12 protein-coding genes, 1 tRNA gene and 3 rRNA genes are annotated in these 21051 nt (G+C 39.3%); 10 read left to right on the plus strand and 6 right to left on the minus strand.

Annotated elements, in window-relative coordinates; translation table 11 throughout:
• The first annotated feature begins 37 nt into the window (after positions 1 to 37).
• Both TDE_RS02765 and TDE_RS02770 read left to right on the plus strand, forming a co-directional pair.
• Positions 38 to 1096 carry a leucine-rich repeat domain-containing protein gene (locus TDE_RS02765; RefSeq protein WP_002681742.1) on the plus strand — a complete coding sequence of 353 codons (1059 nt, stop codon included), beginning with the start codon at positions 38 to 40 and terminating at the stop codon, positions 1094 to 1096.
• A 160-nt stretch (positions 1097 to 1256) separates the two neighbouring features.
• Positions 1257 to 1589 carry a hypothetical protein gene (locus tag TDE_RS02770; protein WP_155116696.1) on the plus strand — a complete coding sequence of 111 codons (333 nt, stop codon included), beginning with the start codon at positions 1257 to 1259 and terminating at the stop codon, positions 1587 to 1589.
• Here the strand turns inward: TDE_RS02770 and gatB are convergent.
• Genes gatB through gatC form a run of 3 tightly spaced genes read right to left on the minus strand, consistent with a single transcriptional unit; the run spans position 1516 to position 4773 of the window.
• The gene (gene gatB, locus TDE_RS02775; protein WP_002681743.1) at positions 1516 to 2997 is read right to left on the minus strand and encodes an Asp-tRNA(Asn)/Glu-tRNA(Gln) amidotransferase subunit GatB; all 1482 of its coding nucleotides are present in this window, start codon (positions 2995 to 2997) and stop codon (positions 1516 to 1518) included. The two genes, TDE_RS02770 and gatB, sit on opposite strands and share 74 nt — an antisense overlap.
• Positions 2990 to 4447 (minus strand): Asp-tRNA(Asn)/Glu-tRNA(Gln) amidotransferase subunit GatA, encoded by a 1458-nt coding sequence (gene gatA / locus TDE_RS02780; RefSeq protein WP_010956776.1) that lies wholly within the window; start codon positions 4445 to 4447, stop codon positions 2990 to 2992. Before gatA ends, gatB begins: the two co-directional genes overlap by 8 nt.
• A 14-nt stretch (positions 4448 to 4461) precedes the next feature.
• The gene (gene gatC / locus TDE_RS02785) at positions 4462 to 4773 is read right to left on the minus strand and encodes an Asp-tRNA(Asn)/Glu-tRNA(Gln) amidotransferase subunit GatC (protein ID WP_002665812.1); all 312 of its coding nucleotides are present in this window, start codon (positions 4771 to 4773) and stop codon (positions 4462 to 4464) included.
• A 584-nt stretch (positions 4774 to 5357) separates the two neighbouring features.
• On the opposite strand from gatC, the gene TDE_RS02790 reads away from it, so the two are divergent.
• From TDE_RS02790 to TDE_RS02820, 7 genes are all read left to right on the plus strand, one after another.
• Positions 5358 to 6902 (plus strand): 16S ribosomal RNA (locus tag TDE_RS02790).
• A 140-nt stretch (positions 6903 to 7042) separates the two neighbouring features.
• A tRNA-Ala gene (locus TDE_RS02795) sits at positions 7043 to 7116 on the plus strand.
• 189 nt (positions 7117 to 7305) lie between these two features.
• Positions 7306 to 10267 (plus strand): 23S ribosomal RNA (locus TDE_RS02800).
• A gap of 113 nt (positions 10268 to 10380) precedes the next feature.
• Positions 10381 to 10492, plus strand: a 5S ribosomal RNA gene (gene rrf / locus TDE_RS02805).
• The 16S, 23S and 5S rRNA genes sit together here with 1 tRNA gene alongside, the layout of an rRNA operon.
• 159 nt (positions 10493 to 10651) lie before the next feature.
• The gene (locus TDE_RS02810; protein ID WP_002681746.1) at positions 10652 to 11950 is read left to right on the plus strand and encodes a DUF58 domain-containing protein; all 1299 of its coding nucleotides are present in this window, start codon (positions 10652 to 10654) and stop codon (positions 11948 to 11950) included.
• Positions 11934 to 15650: a transglutaminase domain-containing protein gene (locus TDE_RS02815; protein WP_002681748.1), complete on the plus strand. Its 3717-nt coding sequence runs from the start codon at positions 11934 to 11936 to the stop codon at positions 15648 to 15650. Before TDE_RS02810 ends, TDE_RS02815 begins: the two co-directional genes overlap by 17 nt.
• 46 nt (positions 15651 to 15696) lie before the next feature.
• Positions 15697 to 16665: an AAA family ATPase gene (locus tag TDE_RS02820; protein ID WP_002681753.1), complete on the plus strand. Its 969-nt coding sequence runs from the start codon at positions 15697 to 15699 to the stop codon at positions 16663 to 16665.
• 24 nt (positions 16666 to 16689) lie between these two features.
• On the opposite strand, the gene TDE_RS02825 is transcribed toward TDE_RS02820, so the two are convergent.
• Genes TDE_RS02825 through TDE_RS02835 form a run of 3 tightly spaced genes read right to left on the minus strand, consistent with a single transcriptional unit; the run spans position 16690 to position 20279 of the window.
• On the minus strand, positions 16690 to 17463 hold the full coding sequence (locus tag TDE_RS02825; protein ID WP_002669837.1) for a TIGR03943 family putative permease subunit: 774 nt from the start codon (positions 17461 to 17463) through the stop codon (positions 16690 to 16692).
• A complete protein-coding gene (locus tag TDE_RS02830) occupies positions 17460 to 18398 on the minus strand; it encodes a permease (RefSeq protein WP_002681755.1) in 939 nt (312 codons plus the stop codon). The genes TDE_RS02825 and TDE_RS02830 overlap by 4 nt, the downstream gene beginning before the upstream one ends.
• 3 nt (positions 18399 to 18401) lie before the next feature.
• Complete coding sequence (locus TDE_RS02835; protein ID WP_002681756.1) at positions 18402 to 20279, minus strand: hypothetical protein; 1878 nt, start codon at positions 20277 to 20279, stop codon at positions 18402 to 18404.
• 280 nt (positions 20280 to 20559) lie between these two features.
• On the opposite strand from TDE_RS02835, the gene TDE_RS02840 reads away from it, so the two are divergent.
• Complete coding sequence (locus TDE_RS02840) at positions 20560 to 20874, plus strand: hypothetical protein (RefSeq protein WP_002669840.1); 315 nt, start codon at positions 20560 to 20562, stop codon at positions 20872 to 20874.
• Positions 20875 to 21051: the final 177 nt, after the last annotated feature.

A 21051-nucleotide genomic window follows, 5' to 3' on the forward strand; every position in this document is an offset into this window, starting at 1 on the left:
AATTTTCCAATTACCAATTACAAATTAAAAAACCGTCTTGAGTGCGGAGAAAGCTCCGGCTCGGGGCGGTTTTTTATACGGAGGGGGCACGCCGATACCTGCCTACGTGCGGGTACCCTACGCAAAACTTGCCGGTTACCTTAACACCGCTTCAGCGACGGACTTAAACTACATCGAACTGACCGGCGTACCGAATACAGTCCCCGGAACCGCTGCCACAAACGGAAAAGCCGGCCGCTTGGGAGAGATAATCAAAGAGAGCGATAAAAGGGTTGCCCTTAAACTGCCTGCAAATGTTACCGAAATAGATGATAGGGCATTTCTGGGCTGTACGCGCTTGGAAAGTATAGACCTGTCCGCCTGCACTTCTCTTACTGCAATAAAGCTGGCGGCTTTTAAAGGCTGTACATCCTTAAAAGCGGTGCAGCTGCCCCAGAGCCTTACCACGATAGGTCATTTCGCTTTTGAAGGCTGTACGGCATTAAAAGAGGTAGAGCTGCCCCAAAACCTTACCGTGATAGGAACTGATGCTTTTAAGGGCTGCTCTATTGAAACGCTGGTTATACACTGCGATATCAAAGGTACGATTATCGAAAATTTTACGAAAAAGGATGAGGTAAATAAGAACGTAAAAAAGCTGACTCTCGGAAAAGGCGTTACTACGATAGGCAATTACGCTTTTTATATTATTGGATACTCCAAGCTTGCAGCCGTCGACTTTTCCGCCTGTACCGCTCTTACCGAAATAGGCGAAAATGCTTTTGCCTACTCTAAGTTAACGAATGTGAATCTGTCCGCCTGTATCAAGCTTACCGAAATAGGTAAGAGTGCTTTTTCCAACTGCACTGACTTAACGAATGTTGACCTGTCCGGCTGTACCGCTCTTACCACAATAGGAGAGCAAGCTTTCAACAGCTGTTATGAGGCAACGGTTAAATTGCCGACCGGTATAACTGCAATAGGAAACGAGGCTTTCGGTGAAAACGACGAGGACTTTTTGTGCAAAAACGTGCTCATACCGCGCTCTCATGCTGCAACCATAAAGCCCCTTGTAACAGCTTCGGATTATCCTGAAGACAGGATAAGAGAGTATTAGTAACGGCTAATGGTTAATTCCAATGGATAATGGATAATTGGTAATTGGTAATTATGTGGAAAAGTCAATTACACATTAGCAATTACCAATTGAGTTACAAATTACAAATTAAATCGACCGCTCTCAAGCCGGGGAAAGCTCCGGCTCGGGGCGGTTTTTTTTGCACCGTATTTTACATTGCCTGCAAAAGGTCTTCGGTAATTTACCGGTTTTTAGGGATATGTTGATTAGAACAATCGGAATGTTCGGGCAGTATGGACAAAAATGGGTGCTGCTTCAGGTTCTAACCGTTTCGGTATCTCCGAGGATGACGATTGTTCTATGCGGAAGTACGGTAGATGCCATTCAAAACTTTGCAAAACAGTATTCATACACCGTAAATATAATAAAGCAAACTTATGAGAAAAACGGCTGTAAGTTTACTCTGTCAGTCTTTTATTCACAAGGTCAGCCGCTTGTTTTGGGTTGGCCTTGCCGCCTGATTTTTTCATAACCTGCCCCATAAGCCAGCCTGCAACATTGGTTTTTCCGTTTTTCCAATCTTGGACGGCTTCGGCATTTTCGGCAAAAACTTCTTCTACAATTTTTTCGATAAAGGAAGAATCGCTTACCTGTTCCATGCCTTTTTCGGCTATTACGGCAGAAGGTTTTTTACCGCAAGCTATCATCTCGGCAAAAACATCTTTGGCCTGCTTGCTTGTTATCTTTCCTTCTTCAATAACATTTACAAGCTCGGCTATAGCCTCAGGCCCGAATTTTAAATCCGAAAGAGAAGAGTTTGTTTCGTTTAAAATAGCCAGAACTTCCGCCAATATCCAGTTGGCACATTTTTTGGGAGAAGAAGATTTTTTAGCCGCCTCTTCAAACCATTCCGCCAGCTCTCTTTCAGAGGTCAGGGTTTGAACATCGAATTCCGACAAATGATATTCTTTTTTAAAACGGAGCCGTTTTGCTTCCGGTAATTCTCCGACCGAATCACTTACCTCTTTGATAAACTTATCGCTCAGCTCCAAGGCTCTTAAATCCGGTTCGGGCATAAAGCGGTAATCTTCCGCTATTGTTTTTGTACGCTGTACTACGGTCTGCCCCGAAGGTTCGTCCCAGCCCATGGTGCGTTTAAAGCCCGTCTTAAAAGCGATGCGGTCCTTGCTGTTGTATTCTTCCAGTTGACGGGAAACCTCATAGGTGCAGGCATCCTTTACAGCCTTAAAGGAGTTCATATTTTTTATTTCGGAAATAGGAGTTCTAAATTCTACGCCGTTGTCGATGATTTTTAGGTTGACATTTGCATCACAGCGCAGGGCTCCTTCTTCCATGTTTCCGTCGGTAACGCCGATAAATTTTAAAATCTCTCTGATTGTCTGCATATATTTTGCAGCCTCATCGGGGGTAGACATATCGGGCTTTGAAACAATTTCGATTAGAGGAACGCCTGAGCGGTTAAAGTCAATATAACTATGCGAGCCTTCTATGTGAAGACTTTTGCCTACGTCTTCTTCCAAATGGATTCTCTCAATTCTTATCTTTTTGAATTTCGGCTCTTCATTTTGAGCTGCAAGGTTCACCTCAACTTCACCTTCTTCGCACAGAGGTGTGTAAAATTGAGTTATCTGATAGCCCTTTACAAGGTCGGGATAAAAATAATGCTTTCTGTCGAATTTGGAAAAATTATTTATCCGGCAGCCGAGGGCGTGTCCGGCCTTAATTCCGAATTCTACATATTCCTTGCTTACTCTGGGAAGAGCTCCGGGCAGACCGAGACAGCAGGGACAGACCCTCGTGTTTGGAATTCCGCCGTAACGGTTTTCACAAGAACAAAAAGCCTTTGTCTTTGTTAAAAGCTGGCAGTGTATTTCGCAGCCTATAATTATTTCGTATTCTAAATTGCCGTGTTTAAGCATTTTGTTCCTCCCAGGCCTTTGCAAGTTTTAAGATACGGTCTTCAGAAAATTTCTTTCCGCAAAACTGAATGCCTACCGGAAGACCTGCCTTTGTTTTTCCTGCCGGAACCGAAAGGGACGGAATACGGGCAAGGTTTACAAAGGTTGTAAAAAGGTCAGAAAGGTACATAGCGATAGGATCGTCTACTTTTTCGTTAAGCTTAAAGGCCGGAGCCGGAGCCGTAGGACAGATTATAAAGTCGTATTTTTGTAAAACTTCATTTACTCCCTGAGCTATTTTTGCCCTTACGTTTAAGCTTTTTTCGTAACAGTCTCCTGAAAATTCTTTTGAAAGAACATAGTTGCCGGTTATAATCCGTCTTTTAACTTCTGGGCCGAAGCCTTCGCTTCTTGTTTGAATATAAAGTTCGTCATTTCCCTTGCCGGTATCTTTGCGGAGGCCGAATCTTATTCCGTCTATGCGTGAAAGATTGCTTGCTGCTTCCGAGATTGCAAGGGTATAATATGTCGGAATGGAAGCCTCTAAAACAGGTATGGAAACTTCTTCAAGTTTTGCTCCGTTTTTGGTAAGCCAAGCGCAGAGTTCGTCAAAGACCTGTTTTACTTCCTGATCCAAGCCTTGGGTATTTAAGAATTCCTTGGGGATTGCAATCTTTAATGAGGCTATTTCTTCTTTTGAGTAGGCAGATAGTTTTAATAACGAAGAAAAATCGGCTTCTTCCGAAGTTTCGTCCTTTTCGTCCTTTCCTGCCATAACGGCGAGACCGAGGGCTATGTCGGCGGCTTCTTTTCCGAAAAGGCCGACTTGGTCAAGGGAAGAGCTGAAGGCGACTACCCCGTACCTGCTAAAAAGACCGTATGTCGGTTTAAGGCCGTAAATTCCGCAATAAGAAGCCGGAAGACGAACCGAGCCTCCCGTTTCAGTTCCTAAAGAAAAGGGGGCTTGATTTCCTGCAACTACGGCTGCCGAACCTCCTGAGCTGCCGCCCGGAGTTCTAGCCCTGTCAACGGGATTCCTTGACGGGCCGTAGCATGAAAATTCGGTTGAAGAACCCATAGCGAGTTCGTCCATATTTATTCTTCCCATTAAAACGGCTCCCGCTTCCAATAAGCGGTCTATTACCGTTGCATTGTATGGAGCATAGTAGCCTTGTAATGAGCGGCTGCAGCAGGTGCAAAGCTTTCCTGCCATTGAGATGTTGTCTTTTACTGCGATGGGCAGGCCCAAAAGAGGTTTTTCATCAAAGGAAACGCCTTGAGCTATAAGCTCATCTGCCTTTTTTGCATGTTCTTCTGCATCTTCAAAAAATTCTACAAACCCGTTCAATGGGAGAGGATGTTTTAAATCTTTTTCATACTCATCCTTAAACGCTCTAAGAATTTGAAGGGAAGAAAGTTCTTTATTTTTTAATTTGTCACGTAGCTGTGTAAATGTCAAATCAGTTATCATGAAATTTTATCTCCTTAGGCTCCTGAGCCTAAAACCTTTGGAACTCTAAAATAATTATCCATATATTCCGAAGTCATTTTTTTAAGGTCGCTTTGAGCAAGGCCTTCTTTTACTTCGGAGGAGCGTAAGTCTGTTTCGCTGTGTTTGGCATACATCGAAGAATCCAAACTGCTGTCCGCAAATTTATCCAAGATTTCAAAATAACCGACCAAGTTATTTACCTGTCCCGATAAGCGGGCTTCTTCCTGTTCACCTAAAGAAAGGCGGGAAAGATACAAAAGAGTCGAGAAGACTTCTTTTGATATTTTATTATTGTTCTTTTCCATAAGTAAATGGCATAATATCATAAATACAAAAGGATGTTAAGTAGGGCAAAGGAAGGTAAGCAATACACCAAAAAAAGGTCGGGAAAATGGAGAGTTTATCGGCAGAAAACTTGGAAAAACCTTACAAAAAGTACTTGACAAAAGTTTGAGAAAGGGGTATATTCGCTCACACCGTCTGTTAAGACGGTGTGCCTAGAAAAGCAAAGAAAACACTAGAAAAGTTTTGCAAGTCTTGCATTTTCAATGAAGGTAAGACTTCTTAAGTTTGGCAGTTTAAAAGCTGCAAAAAAGGTTAAAAAAAATAAAAAAAACTTTTAAAAAGCTCTTGACAAAAAGTGAGAAAATACTGTATACTCCTTTTTGCTCGCTACATAACTTTTACGAGTTTTTAGCGGATGATATTTGAAATTAAGAGGGAAGGGAAAGAACAAAAATAGCCAAAGCGTAAAGCTTTTGGTAAGGAAAGTATCAAAAACCGGTAGGGGTTAAGCTGATTAGCCTTTACCAAATTCCTTAACAATAATAAGTAAGGGACAAACTAAAATTAGAAATCAACCGCTCTTTAAGGGCGGCTTGAAATAATAATGATGGAGAGTTTGATCCTGGCTCAGAACGAACGCTGGCGGCGCGTCTTAAGCATGCAAGTCGAACGGTAAGGGAGAGCTTGCTCTCCCCTAGAGTGGCGGACTGGTGAGTAACGCGTGGGTGACCTGCCCTGAAGATGGGGATAGCTAGTAGAAATATTAGATAATACCGAATGTGCTCATTTACATAAAGGTAAATGAGGAAAGGAGCTACGGCTCCGCTTCAGGATGGGCCCGCGTCCCATTAGCTAGTTGGTGAGGTAAAGGCCCACCAAGGCAACGATGGGTATCCGGCCTGAGAGGGTGAACGGACACATTGGGACTGAGATACGGCCCAAACTCCTACGGGAGGCAGCAGCTAAGAATCTTCCGCAATGGACGAAAGTCTGACGGAGCGACGCCGTGTGAATGAAGAAGGCCGAAAGGTTGTAAAATTCTTTTGCAGATGAAGAATAAGAAGAAGAGGGAATGCTTCTTTGATGACGGTAGTCATGCGAATAAGCCCCGGCTAATTACGTGCCAGCAGCCGCGGTAACACGTAAGGGGCGAGCGTTGTTCGGAATTATTGGGCGTAAAGGGTATGTAGGCGGTTAGGTAAGCCTGGTGTGAAATCTACGAGCTCAACTCGTAAACTGCATTGGGTACTGCTTGACTTGAATCACGGAGGGGAAACCGGAATTCCAAGTGTAGGGGTGGAATCTGTAGATATTTGGAAGAACACCGGTGGCGAAGGCGGGTTTCTGGCCGATGATTGACGCTGATATACGAAGGTGCGGGGAGCAAACAGGATTAGATACCCTGGTAGTCCGCACAGTAAACGATGTACACTAGGTGTCGGGGCAAGAGCTTCGGTGCCGACGCAAACGCATTAAGTGTACCGCCTGGGAAGTATGCCCGCAAGGGTGAAACTCAAAGGAATTGACGGGGGCCCACACAAGCGGTGGAGCATGTGGTTTAATTCGATGATACGCGAGAAACCTTACCTGGGTTTGACATCAAGAGCAATGACATAGAGATATGGCAGCGTAGCAATACGGCTCTTGACAGGTGCTGCATGGCTGTCGTCAGCTCGTGCCGTGAGGTGTTGGGTTAAGTCCCGCAACGAGCGCAACCCCTACTGCCAGTTACTAACAGGTAAAGCTGAGGACTCTGGCGGAACTGCCGATGACAAATCGGAGGAAGGTGGGGATGACGTCAAGTCATCATGGCCCTTACGTCCAGGGCTACACACGTGCTACAATGGTTGCTACAAATCGAAGCGACACCGCGAGGTCAAGCAAAACGCAAAAAAGCAATCGTAGTCCGGATTGAAGTCTGAAACTCGACTTCATGAAGTTGGAATCGCTAGTAATCGCACATCAGCACGGTGCGGTGAATACGTTCCTGGGCCTTGTACACACCGCCCGTCACACCATCCGAGTCGAGGGTACCCGAAGTCGCTAGTCTAACCCGTAAGGGAGGACGGTGCCGAAGGTACGTTTGGTAAGGAGGGTGAAGTCGTAACAAGGTAGCCGTACCGGAAGGTGCGGCTGGATCACCTCCTTTCTAAGAGAAAGGGTAATTTGAAGGTTGTTCAACCTTCTAACATATACAAATAATACTTGTATAATAGTCTTGAAGTACACAAGACAAATTGATACTTCCTTCTGTTCTTTCCTGAAACTCTTTTTTTATAAAGCAACTGAGGGGATATAGCTCAGCTGGCTAGAGCGGCGGCTTTGCAAGCCGTAGGTCAGGGGTTCGAATCCCCTTATCTCCATAAATACCTTGTTTAACGACAAGGTTTTTATTCGCCCAATCGCTAAGAAAAGGCGAACAGATATTTGACATAACTAGGGAAGGGAATGAAGACGCTGGAATGTTTGAAACATAACAGTGTAAAAGAAAACTAAAAATACAAAACTTCTTTTTTAAGCGAAAAGTGTAAAGAAAGAAGGGACAATAATATGGTCAAGCGAGAATAGGTTTATGGCGAATGCCTATGGAGCTAAGAGGCGAAGAAGGCCGTGGTAAGCTGCGAAAAGTTCCGTGTAGGAGCACACATCCTGTGATACGGAAATAGCCGAATGGGGTAACCCGTTAGTAGTGATACTGACATTACGCTCTTGAATAAAATAGAGAGGTAAAGCGATACTGAGTGAACTGAACCATCTAAGTAACTCAAGGAAAAGAAATCAAATAAGAGATTCCGAAAGTAGCGGCGAGCGAAATTGGAAGAGCCTAAACCCTTTAAAGGGAGTTGAAGGGCTGCATCGGCGTAGGACCGACAAGTTACAAATTCGATTTATAGCAGAAAGGTTTTGGGAAAGCCTGGCGCAGAGGGTGAAACCCCCGTAAGCGAAATAAATCGGACTTGTTGATGCAGTACCTGAGTACGGCGGGGCACGAGAAACCCTGTCGGAAGCCGGGTCGACCACGATCCAAGGCTAAATACTACTTAGCTACCGATAGTGAACAAGTACCGTGAGGGAAAGGTGAAAAGAACCCCAGTAAGGGGAGTGAAATAGAACCTGAAACCGTAAACCAACAAGATGTTACAGCCCTTTTAAGGGTGGTAGCGTGCCTTTTGTAGAATGAGCCTGCGAGTTACGATATGCAGCGAGGTTAAGGAATAGAAGTTCCGGAGCCTAAGGGAAACCGAGTCTTAATAGGGCGAATAGTTGCATGTCGTAGACCCGAAGCCGGAGTGATCTAGTCATGAGCAGGTTGAAGCAAGGGTAAAACCTTGTGGAGGACCGAACTATAATCTGTTAAAAAAGGTATGGATGACTTGTGACTAGGAGTGAAAGGCTAATCAAACCCGGAAATAGCTGGTTCTCCCCGAAATGCCTTTAGGGACAGCCTCATACAAAATTATCGGAGGTAAAGCACTAGTTGGACTAGGGGGCGTCAAAGCCTACCAAACCCAGTTAAACTCTGAATGCCGATAATCAACGTATGGGAGTGAGACTGCGTGCGCTAAGGTTCGTAGTCAAAAGGGAAACAGCCCAGACCGTCAGCTAAGGTCCCCAAATACTGCTTGAGTGTGAAATGAAGTGTGGATACAAAGACAGCCAGGAGGTTGGCTTAGAAGCAGCAATTCCTTTAAAGAGTGCGTAACAGCTCACTGGTCGAGTGTCCATGCGCAGATAATGTAACGGGGCTAAGCAGTATACCGAAGCTACGGGTCTTATGCATTTTTGAGCATAAGGCGGTAGGGGAGCATTCCATTAACTGATGAAGGAATACCCGCGAGGGATTCTGGAGGAGATGGAAGAGAGAATGCAGGTATAAGTAACGAAAAGGGAGGTGAGATCCCTCCCCGCCGAAAATCTAAGGTTTCCTGGGTAAAGGTAATCTCCCCAGGGTAAGTCGGCCCCTAAGGCGAGGACGAAGGTCGTAGTCGATGGGAAATCGGTTCATATTCCGATACCTTTTATAATTTCGATGGCAGGACGCATGAGGTGAAACCCGGCCGGCTAACGGATGCCGGTCAAAGTAAGCGAGCCGTTATAAAGAGTAGCAGGCAAATCCGCTATTCAAGGTAAGCTGCGACAGCGAGTGAAACTACGGTGGAACGAAGCGGGCGTAATCAAGGTGCCGGGAAATACTGTCTAAGGTTAGGTTATAAAAGACCGTACCGTAAACCGACACAGGTAGATGGGATGAGAAATCTAAGGCGCTCGAGAGAACTCGCGTTAAGGAATTCGGCAAAATGCACACGTAACTTCGGAAAAAGTGTGACCTCCTTTTTTTTAAAGATGAGGGGGTGGCAGAAAGCAGGCCCAGGCGACTGTTTATCAAAAACACAGCCATCTGCGAACCAGCAATGGGACGTATAGGTGGTGACACCTGCCCGGTGCCGGAAGGTTAAGAGGAGAGGTTAACAGCAATGTGAAGCTTTGAATTGAAGCCCCGGTAAACGGCGGCCGTAACTATAACGGTCCTAAGGTAGCGAAATTCCTTGTCGGGTAAGTTCCGACCCGCACGAATGGTGTAACGATTCTGGGCACTGTCTCAACGCGAGACTCGGTGAAATTTATATACCGGTAAAGAAGCCGGTTACCCATAGTTAGACGGAAAGACCCCGTGAACCTTCACCGCAACTTATTATTGGGACTTGGTTTATCATGTGTAGAATAGGTGGGAGGCTATGAAGCTTGACCGTTAGGTTGGGTGGAGCCGAAAAGTGAAATACCACCCTTGATAAATCAGGTTTCTAACCGCTGTCCGTGAAACCGGAAGCGGGACAGTGATAGGCAGGCGGTTTGACTGGGGCGGTCGCCTCCTAAAGAGTAACGGAGGTGCGCGAAGGTCTCCTCACGCCGGTTGGAAATCGGCGCAGCGAGTGTAAAGGCACAAGGAGGCTTAACTGCGAGAGTGACAGCTCGAGCAGATACGAAAGTAGGTCTTAATGATCTGGCGGTAGCGAGTGGAAGCGCCGTCACTTAACGGATAAAAGGTACTCCGGGGATAACAGGCTGATATTCCCCAAGAGTTCACATCGACGGGAATGTTTGGCACCTCGATGTCGGCTCATCGCATCCTGGGGCTGAAGCAGGTCCCAAGGGTTTGGCTGTTCGCCAATTAAAGCGGTACGTGAGCTGGGTTCAGAACGTCGCGAGACAGTTCGGTCCCTATCTGCTATGGGCGTTGGATACGTGAGAGGAGCTGTTTTTAGTACGAGAGGACCGAAATGGACGAACCTCTGGTGTACCGGTTATCCTGCCAAGGGTAATTGCCGGGTAGCTAAGTTCGGAAGGGATAACCGCTGAAGGCATCTAAGTGGGAAGCCCGCCTCAAGACTACGTATCCCTGAGGGTTTAACCCTCCTAAAGACTCCTTGCACACTACAAGGTTGATAGGTTGGAGGTCTAAGCACAGTAATGTGTTCAGCCGACCAATACTAATAAGTCGTGAGGCTTGACCATATTATTGTTTCTTTTTTCTAGTAAATAAAAAAAATTAATTTTTTTCTTCGTTCTCTTTTTTAGTACACTTAAAACTTATTTTAAGTTTTAAGTCCTTAATTTGTTTATTATTGCCAGGTGGCCATAGTGGAGAGGTAATACCCGTTCCCATCCCGAACACGGAAGTCAAGCTCTCTTACGCCGATGATACTGCTGATCAAGTGGGAAAGTAGGATGCTGCCTGGCTTTTTTTATTCGTGCGGAGGCTTTAATACCCTGATGCTCTGCGTCGTAACAAAGGGTATTAAAGCCGACTGTAACCACCTTATGAGAACAACATACCCCGATGCTTCGTGTCGGGGTTGTTGATTGATTTTTTCTTTTAAAAATGATAATATGCCGTTGATGAAGGTTTTTAAGTTTACGGTTTCCGGAACTATTTATATTATATTTTCAATTCTCTTGTTGACGGGAGCCGCTATTCGAGGCGAATTGTTTGCAATTGTTTGCGGCGTTTGCTTATGCCTTTATGTTGTGCTTTCCTTAATTTTTATTAGTCTTTCCGTCTTGTTATGGAAGAAAACGGATTTATTGGTAGAATTAAAAAATGAAAATATTTCCATTCTACCCTCAAGAGTCCGAAAAGGGAAAAAACTTTTTTCGATTATTTTACCGGGGGTTATTGTATTTTACGGTTTTGAGTTTTTATCGGATTTAAAAAATAAAAAAAGCAGAAGTTTAAAATTTAATATTAAACTTAAAAGGTTTGCGGCCCATTTTCCTCTGCCAAAAGAAGAAAGAGGTAGATTTTTTTTGGAAAAAGAGTATATCGAAATTTCCGATCTTGCAGGATTTTTTTCATTTCGATTGTTAAAAAAAGAAAAATCCATACCTCAACTTTTTATTTATCCGATGTTGACAGAAATAAAAAGCTTTGCGATTCCCGAAATTTTAAATGAAACATCAGCTCATACTATAAACTTGAGACGGACTGATGAACTTTATGATTCCCGCCCTTATTTTCCTGGTGATGATATAAGAAAACTTAATTGGAAGCTGTATGCTCACACTCAGGAACTTAGTATAAAACAGGGAGATTTTGTTCCTCCGCCAAGAAGTTTTTTTACAATATATGTTGAAAGTCCGATTGTAAATAACGATATTGAATTTTATAAAAAGAAATTCGATGAGTTTATTAATTTGAGTACGTCGATAGCTTTTTATTTACATCAAAAAGGAATAAGTTTTAATATTCGTTTTTATGATAACGAAAAAAACTCTTATGAAACGGGGAGCGTTTACTCGGATGATAGAGATGTGGAAGAATCGATAAAAAGATTTTTTTCCATTCCGCAAATTAGGGTTCAAAAAAAATCAAGCGAGGCTGAACCTAAATTAAAGAGGAATTTTTTTATTGATGGGGAAAACAAAAAAACTTGTTTGCTCTATTTTTTTATGCCCGTACAATCAAGCAAGAAAATTTTAGATAAACTTTTTGGAATCTTTTCAGATCATAAAAAAGAATGTGTTTTTTATACCGGACCGGAAAGTATAATTATTGAACCTAAAAATATTTTACATTCTTTTTTGTTTTATACTTCGTCTCAAAAAAAATATAACCGCTTGTCAAAAGAAATGAACGAAAAAATTGAGATTCTAAAACACGAATTGAAGACCGGAGGATTTTATGCTTACTCGATATAAGTTTAATTTTCTTTTACGTATACTCTCATTGCTAATGCTAAGTATTATTCCTTCATTATACTTGTTTGAAATTTTACCCCATTTTATTCTTCCTGTCTGGGCTGTGATTATAATTTTTTTGTGTTATCAGTTCCAAAAAAAACAGATAAAACTATCGGCATCTATTATTTTGATATGTTTAAGTTTGATTATTTTTTTGTTTTTGCTTTTATTTTTATTTAAAATTATTTCAGCCGAACCTTTCGATATACTATATTTAAGGCTGGGTGTTATTTTCCCTTTTTTGATATTACAAACTGTTTTTATTTCTACTTCTACTATTAATTTTTATAAAAATGAAAAGTACCGCCGTTATGAACCTATAGTTTTTTTTAGTATTTTTGCTCTTCTTTTTTGGACTCAAGGAAATTTTTCGATGTCCGTTTTTGAACACCCGATATATGCGGTTTTATTTTCGCTTAGCTTTTCTGCAGTCGAAATAATCCGTCTTTTTTTATCTTTTAATTTTGAAAAAAAGGTTTTTACATTTTTTTTGTTTTTTTTATTGTTTTTTACTTTTATAATGACCTTTGTATTAAAAACCTACAATGAATCCTCATCGGTTAATCATGGAGGTTTATTGCAGCCTACTCTTTTTAGATTTGATTTTTCCGATTATTTAAAATTGCAAAGTGAAATTAAAATGAGCGATGACCTTATTTTGGTTGCTCATTTTGATAATGATTTTTCTCACAATATGTTGAGGAGGATGTATCTTTCAGGCTGGGATTCTGCAAAAGGGTTTTATGAAAAAAAAGCTCCATCCGAAAAAGCTCAAATTATTTCTCTACCTAAGGGTCGAAAAGATATTTTGCATAGAGCCTTTTCTATGCGTGAAAAAGTTGCACAAGAATATTTTTTTGTAAATTTATCTCCGTCTTCCTTTATAGCTATGGATTATCCGACACAGGTAATTCCTTATGAGATTTGGGATAGTTCAAAATTTAACGGAGGATATAAGGTTTTCAGCGATGCAATATTTGATTTTGCATCGGATCTTTACGGCGAGGCATTTCCATCAGGAGATGAAGATGAGGGAATGTCGAAAGTAGATTTGGATTTTTATACTAAAATTGATGATGAAAGTTTTAAACTTGTGCATCAAACAGCTGAAGATATAACCGGCGATATTCCCGATTATCTGGATAAAATTTTAGCTCTTCAATTTTATTTTACGGATGGGGATTTTCGGTATTCTCTAAAACCCGGAAAAGCTCCTGATGGTAATCAATTAAAATATTTTTTGACTGAAACAAAAAAAGGATACTGTACTTATTTTGCTTTTTCTTATGCTCTTATGCTTAGAAGCATAGGGATACCTGCCAGAGTGGCGGTAGGATTTTTTGTTCAGCCCGAATCTGAAATTATGAATTATTATCCGGTACGGGCAAACATGGCTCACGCATGGGTTGAAGTTTTTTTTCCGTACATAGGCTGGGTTAGTTTCGATCCTACGACTTCTCAGCTTGCGGAAGGAGAAAATATTAATTTTGGTATGAATGCAGGAGGAGAGGAATTTAATTCTCTTTTAAGTGAGATTCTTGAAAAACGCAGTGAAATAAAAATTACGGAAATTACCGAAAGGGAAGATGATGTTTTAAACATAGGTACTTATATAAAACAATTTTTTAAAGATAACATATCTTTTTTTAGATTTATTATAATTATTCTTTTGATTATAATATTTGTAATTTACAAGGCTCGGCCTCATCTTATATTAAAATTTTCTAAGAATAACAGAAGAATTGTGCTTACCGCCGGTAAGTTATTTAAAAAAAGAAAACGGAGCACTGAAGAGAAAATAGAAATGAATACTCTAATTCAAAAAGCAAAATTTGCACCGGAATGTACAATAGATGATGCAGAGGCTGCCAAAAATCTTTTAAAAAACAAAACAAAAAAGATTATTGTCTTGCTGGCTTTTTGCCTTATATCGTGTTTTGTATTTGCAGAAAGTGCGGAAACTATTGTTGTTGAGGCCGAAAAGGCAGTGGAAGCTGAAAATTGGGAGTTGGCCTTGTCTCTTTTACAGGATGGAATAAAAAAATATCCTCAAAATGACAGTTTATTTTTAAAATTGGGAGAAATTTATCATAATAAGGAATTATATAAACCTGCATATAAAATATTAAAGAATGGTTTGGAAATTAATCCTGAAAACAGCAGTATCTTATTTTATATTTCCGGTTGTGCATCCTCCTTAAATAAATATGAAGAAGCCTTGATGTATATTAAAAATTATTTACGTCTTATCCCTTATGACCGCTTTGCGGCTTCAAATTACGGCTGGCTATGTTTTAAATGTCATAGGCCTGAGGAAGGGATACGCTTTTTATTGGATAATATAAAGCGTTATGGCGAGGACTTATCGGTTTATAATTCTTTGGGCACATTGTACAATGAAATGTTTGATTATGAGAGATCGAAAGAGTTTTATACAAAGGCAATAAAGGGCGCTGAACAAGTTAATAGAACATATTCGGGTTCCGTTTATTATTATAATAGGTCTATTTTAGAGAGCCAATTTTATCGATTTGATAATGCAATAGAGGATGCAAGGGCTGCTTTAAATATGAAAGAACGTAGTTCGAGTTATATGATACTGGGCGAACTTGAAGAAAGAAGAAATAATTTTTCACAGGCCCTGTCTGCATATCTTTCAGCATCCGCTGATGATGATACTCCTCTTTCAGCCTTAAACATTATAAGTTTATATTTAAAAACGGGTCATATTGAAAAGGCCGAACAGTATATTTTAAACCAACTTCAAAACACCAGTGAAGCATGGATTTCAAATTACGGTTTGAGTGTAAACGAATTTAAAACCAATCTGTATAAAATTAAAAAATCATTATACATACGAAAATATAATTTTGAAAAAACCGAACTAAAATCAGGCTTTTTAGGTTGGATAAAAAATTTCAGCAATAAAATAAATTATAAATTAAAATATACATATTATGATGCTGTTTTTAGATTATACTCTTTAAAAGTTGCAAAGGAATATAAGAAAAACAGTACAGGAGATTTAAGCGGCAATACAAATAATCTTTATACAAACACTTACTATTATAATGCCTTTAAAGGAAAAGGGAAAAAGGCTTTAAAATATCTTAAAAAAGCCGAATCTATAGAAACTATGTTTATTCCGCAAAGTGCCGGTGCCTATCTTGCCGACCGGGCAATTCTGGAGGCCGATTTAAAACTACTCAATGAAGGTATTTCAAAAATGGATTTGGAATGGGAAAAACATAGTCTTGCGGACTTGTATGCCCAAGGAAGTAAAATTGCAAAAAACCATTCTTCACAGCTCTATTATCTTTACTTGGAATCTCTTTTTGATTTAAATCCTGCCGTCTTTTTGGAATATGATATAAAGTTACCTGTAAAAATAACCATAGAAATAGACAAAATTGAAAATATAAAAATCAGTGCAAAGAAAATGAAAAAATTAATACTATCATCCCGTTTTATAGAAGACGATAATTCTAAATTTTCTCTTCGGCTGACATATTCCAATAAAGGTCTTACTTTTAAATTAGCCGATAAAAACGGATATACTCTTTACAGCAAGAATTTTCCGATTGAAAAGTTAGATAAAAACGGATTTAAAAATTCCGTTAATATTTTTGTAAAGGATATTTTTACTTTCAAGTTATAAGGCTTTTGATATAGACAAAATTATATTTTCGGTTATACTGTTTGATATGAATACGAAAAATATAATAGATGAGCTTATAAGAAATATCGGTTTAGTAATAAAAGGAAAGGATGAGGTTATTCGCCTTTTTGTTGCGGCGTTTTTGACCGGAGGCAATGTTCTTATAGATGATGTTCCCGGAGTCGGAAAAACAACAATGGTAAAAGCTCTAGCTAAATTAATAAAAAAAGACTACGGCGATCCTGCCGAGTTTAAAAGGATTCAATGTACCCCGGACTTGCTTCCCTATGATATTACCGGCGTTGATGTTTTTAATGCACAAACTCAAAGTTTTGAATTTATAAAGGGGCCCGTTTTTTGCGACATTTTTTTGGCTGATGAATTAAATAGAACTCCCCCCAAAGTTCAGGCCGCACTTCTTGAGGTTATGGAAGAAAAACAGGTTACTGTCGGAAAACAAACTTACAAATTGCCCGAGACTTTTTTTACGGCTGCTACTCAAAACCCTGTAGAAACATTAGGAACTTATCCATTGCCTCCGGCTCAGCTTGACAGGTTTATGGTCTCTATTTCTATAGGTTATCCGGATGATGAGTCTGCTCTTGAAATCCTTGACGGTAACCCAGGTGTGTCGGCACTTTCAAAACTTTATCCCATCATCACTACGGGCAATATAATTACATCCCGTGAAGAGCAAGAAAGAGTTTACTGTCACAAGGCCTTACAAAAAGCTATAATAGATATTTGCAATAAAACAAGAGAACATTCCGACATTGAATTGGGAGCTTCTCCTAGGGCTTCTTTGCAATTTTTACATCTCGCAAAAACTATGGCTCTTTCTAATGGGAGAAACTGGGTTGAAGATACGGATATTGAAATAATCGCTCCCTATGTTCTTGCCCATAAATGTATTTTTAAAAATAGAAAGGCTAATGCAAAAGAATCTATTGCAGAAATTACAAAATCCGTTTTAATAAAAATGGATAAAGAAACGGACTGGTCTAAAGGGATTTAAATAAAACAATTATCGGAAAATTCTTTAAAAAGGATAGACATATTCTAAGGCAGGACGCGGAATAAATTCTATATTATCGACTATGATTAGAGGTTCGAAACTGCCTTCATATTCTATTTTTGAAATTGTTCCTGTAACGCGTACCCAATCGTCCTCTTTTAGCTCATTGGCCTTAAACCATTGAGCTATAAGACCTGCCGGCTGCATATCGGCTGCACAGCAAACCATCAACATTCTTCCTATAGCGAATTCGTTTTCACTTAAAACTTCAGGATTTTTCCAAACACTGCCTTCGATTTTTATCTTCTTATTTACCCATGAGTCCAAATTCAGATAAAGTTCAGGCAGCCAGCGTCCGAAGGTTTCATCATCCATAACCACAAAGCCGTCTTCCAATTCTAAAAGTCTGCTCGGTCTAAAATTGAAATTATAACCGGCCTCTTCTTTTTGCTTTTGAAATAAAAAAATATCTCCGTTAAATGCAAGAGAGTCCGAAGTTAAAGCTTTGTAGGGAATAAGGAGCGCAAACAAAATTGGCAGTAAAAAAATTATTAAGTACAAGGGGCTTTTTCTTTTTGAATGTGTGTGATATGGAAAATAAAAGGCATCCCTCATTGTAAGAATCCCTATTATAAAAAATACAATAGCCGAAAAAATAATTATACCGATGTGCCGGATATGAACATATAGCAGGGCTTTTTGTGAGACTACTGCATAGATAAAAATAAAAGACCCTATCAATAACAATAAGGAGCGTATAATTTTTTCAATAAAAACACTTAAAAATATTTTTTTCATATCTTGATTAGAAAACTCATTGTACTTATAAAAATGATATTCATAATAGTTATGATTATGGTCAATTCTATTACAAACCGTTTTTTAAAAATAGATAAAAGCATGAAGATATTTTTTATATCCATCATGGGGCCGTATACGAGGAAGCCCATAATTGAAAAGAGTGAAAAAGTTCCATAAAAGCTTCGGGCAATAAAGGCATCCGATGTTGAACATGCAGAAAAAATAAAGGCAAAAAGCATCATAATTAAAATTCCGCTCAAAGAATGGGATTCATTAAATTGTATAAAAAAATTACTCGGTACTCCGGCTCGTATTAGGGAAGTAAATAAGGCTCCCAATATAAAATAAGGACCGACATTAAAAAATTCCGTTCCGCTGTGCAAGAACATTTCCTTTATATTTTCAATAAAGGATCTTTGTCCGGAACCATGAGATGCGCTGCAGGAGTCTCCGCAGTTGCAGCCGCAAGAACAATGATTATCGTTCTCTATGCCTTCCTTCAAATATTCGTTTTTAGGATAGAACAAAAGCAACATCCCGATTGAGGCGGCCGTTACTATACCTAAGATTACCCTATATACCGCAATCATCGGAGATTCAGGGAAGGCATATAGGGTAGCCATTATTGAAATAGGATTTAAAATAGGAGCTGCAAGCATAAAGGTTACCGCAATAGGCATGATAACTCCTTTTTTTACAAGCCCGGAAAGAACGGGAACCGAAGCACATTCACATACCGGAAAAACAAGTCCGCCGAATACGGCAGTTAAAAATCCAAGACCGTGTCTGCTCGGAAAAACTTTAACGATAAAATTACCCGAAATAAAAACATGCAGTATTGAAGATATAACTATCCCCAAAAGCATAAAAGGAAATGCTTGAAGGAGGATGCTTAAAAAAATCGTGTTGGTTGTAGTTATAAGACTCAACATAAATTAAGAATACTGCGATACCAATTTTACGATGTAAAGTTCTGCATAGTTCTGTAAAGCCTTTCTCTCCTTTATTTTTAAAAGGCTGGAAGACTCCAGCAGAGTTTTAGCCAGGCTTCTGACCCTGTCGGCAGTAAAGCTGGAAAAGGAAAGGGTTCTATTTATGCCCCTTAAATAATCTCTGATTAATGCATTTACGTCCTCTGTCAGGTTCTCTCTTGCAGGATGTCCCAAAGTTTGATTCCATTCATCCAAGTTTTTTTCTAGAGCCTGCTCCATTGTCATTCCTTGAGGAATAAATTCGGCGCTTATTTTTTCTGCAGCATCCTTTAATTTTAGCTTCGGCTTTTTATAAGGAGTCTCTTTTTTTTCGGGCTGTACAGGCTGAGGCGTCTTTTTCTTTCGTTTAAAAAATGCAATTATTGTAGAAATTATAGGAATCGTATACCAGAATGGAAGAAGTATTTTTGTATCGCTTAAAATTTCATGCCTGTTGAGCATTAAAATTTCGCTATATGCTGCAGGCTTACCTGCCGGAAAAATTCTGTTTATTTCCATGGCTTGAATTTCATTTAAGCGGGGATCTGCGATGATTGATAAAATAAACGGAGCATTTAAAAGTCCGTATAGATTCGGTGCCGAATGAGCGGTTATTTCTTTTAATAATTCATTAAAAGCCGTGTCATTTTTCATTGAGTCATCTTGCTCAAAATTCATTAACATCTCATGCCATTTTTTTATACATAGCTCTCTAACCGGTTTTCTTGCTTCATTAATGAGGGATATCAAAAGAGGAACAACCTTTTCAGTAAGCAAATAGAATCTATCATTTGAAGAATTTGTAAAGGTAAGAATATCCGGAATTATATACTTTTCCGAGGAGCTGGCTTTTTCCTTCATAAAATTCTGTAAGGTTTCCTCAGAGTATTGCCCAAGCAGTGGAACCCCTCTGGAATCGGTAAATTGTGTTATCTGCTTCATTGTAAAATAATAAGGCGCCTTCTGAAAAGCTAGAAGGAGGTTTTTTAAAGCAGTGTCCGTTTGGACATCTTTTTGAGCCTTATTTCTGTAATAGTTATTTAAATATTCCAAGATTCCGGCAGCCTGTAATAAAGCTATCTCATCAGGCAGCTTTTCATTCTTTTTGGCAAATTCCTGTTTTATGAAGGCGCATAACTGTCCCCATAATATATAGTTATCGCCGGATTCTTTAACATTTTGAAAGCTGTTAACACTATGTGCCATAATTTTTGTGATAAATGTTTTAACCGTAAATTCCTTACCGGGATTGGCCACCATGAGCCTTTTTTGCATATAATCCCTGCTTTCATCTTTTGATAGAAAAAGTTTAATCTTACCTAAGGCTAAATTTAAGAGTTTTTCGGTTGTGTAAGAGCCGGGGAAAACGAGGGCAGGGATGTCTCCATTGTAGTTTAAGGCATATAAAAAAGAATTTTCCCTTGATTCGGGGTTTAACTCAGCCAGATCATCTGAAACGCTTATTGTTTTTAAGAGTTTTCCCGGAAAATTCCTAGGTAGATCGGATAAAAGAGGAAAAGGAATGTCGGGGTGCTGCTCGAGATGTGCATATTGTCTGGATATATTGTCTACATGGAAATATGGAACAAATATAATGGTTGTATTGGACTTATCCGTTGTTATTTCGATATCCCCTTCATCTTGTATTTTTTTTAGTTCACTTAAAAGAGTTTCGAGAGAAATTTCAAGAAGAACAGCCAAATCCTGTTTTTGCTGTAAAAAATGCCGTGCGTAGCGGTGGAGATAATCTTGAAAAGGTTGTAAGGTCACTTGAGCATTGTTTCTACGTAAAGAAAACATCCGCAACAAGTGTAGTAAATCCGTATAAATAGTCATCCCCATATTATACACAATATTTCTCAATAGTTCAAGGTTTTTATTCTTAAAAAAATTTTATTTTTTAAGTTCCGCTTTGCTTTGGGAAAAGGTTTTTGAATGTGTAACTTCCGTTGGCTTGACAAAAATTATAATTTTAACTATTATATTAGTGTAAAATAAGACCCTTGATATATGATGATAATGTTACCTATATGTGCATTATCTCAAATAACTTGGTTTAATTACAATCGAACTATTAAGATATAAAAATTTTGCTTATAATTTTATTTAAAGGGGGAGAAAATTGAAAACTATACTTAATATTTTTTCTAGAGGATTTATCGGATTGTATGCAATTCTGACTCTTATTGCAGTGATTGCGGAAATTAAGGGGACAGGTTTCAAAACTGTTCACTTGCTGTATTTTGTCGGATCTATTTTGTTGATTTCGGCTGCGGTTACGAATCTACCATGGCTTGTATATCTTTCTTTAGTGTTAATGATTCCATTAGTAATTTTTACCGGTTATGTGGGTGGGAATTTAGAATGGTCTCATATTATAGTTCGCATATTGATTACATTACTATTGTCTTTACTATACCGTTACTCAATTTGCTGAGTAACTAGAAAAAAATGTAAAATAATTTTTTTTAATATGTATGATGATGATAATCAAGTTTTGGATATTTAGCTAAAAGAGTGGGGGCAAGAATTTAATCGAACTATTAAGATATAAAAGTTTTGCTTATAATTTTATTTAAAAGGGAAATTGAAAATTAACACATAACACCCGCTT

It is taken from the genome of Treponema denticola ATCC 35405 (genome assembly GCF_000008185.1).
Classification (GTDB): Bacteria; Spirochaetota; Spirochaetia; order Treponematales; family Treponemataceae; genus Treponema_B; species Treponema_B denticola.

What these genes read in the sequence shown, in the direction of transcription:
- TDE_RS02810 (WP_002681746.1), top strand. Translation starts at nt 10,652, where the DNA reads ATGAAGGTTTTTAAGTTTACGGTTTCCGGAACTATTTATATTATATTT.
- gatC (WP_002665812.1), bottom strand. Translation starts at nt 4,773, where the DNA reads ATGGAAAAGAACAATAATAAAATATCAAAAGAAGTCTTCTCGACTCTT.
- TDE_RS02825 (WP_002669837.1), bottom strand. Translation starts at nt 17,463, where the DNA reads ATGAAAAAAATATTTTTAAGTGTTTTTATTGAAAAAATTATACGCTCC.
- TDE_RS02830 (WP_002681755.1), bottom strand. Translation starts at nt 18,398, where the DNA reads ATGTTGAGTCTTATAACTACAACCAACACGATTTTTTTAAGCATCCTC.
- gatA (WP_010956776.1), bottom strand. Translation starts at nt 4,447, where the DNA reads ATGATAACTGATTTGACATTTACACAGCTACGTGACAAATTAAAAAAT.
- TDE_RS02815 (WP_002681748.1), top strand. Translation starts at nt 11,934, where the DNA reads ATGCTTACTCGATATAAGTTTAATTTTCTTTTACGTATACTCTCATTG.
- gatB (WP_002681743.1), bottom strand. Translation starts at nt 2,997, where the DNA reads ATGCTTAAACACGGCAATTTAGAATACGAAATAATTATAGGCTGCGAA.
- TDE_RS02835 (WP_002681756.1), bottom strand. Translation starts at nt 20,279, where the DNA reads ATGGGGATGACTATTTATACGGATTTACTACACTTGTTGCGGATGTTT.
- TDE_RS02820 (WP_002681753.1), top strand. Translation starts at nt 15,697, where the DNA reads ATGAATACGAAAAATATAATAGATGAGCTTATAAGAAATATCGGTTTA.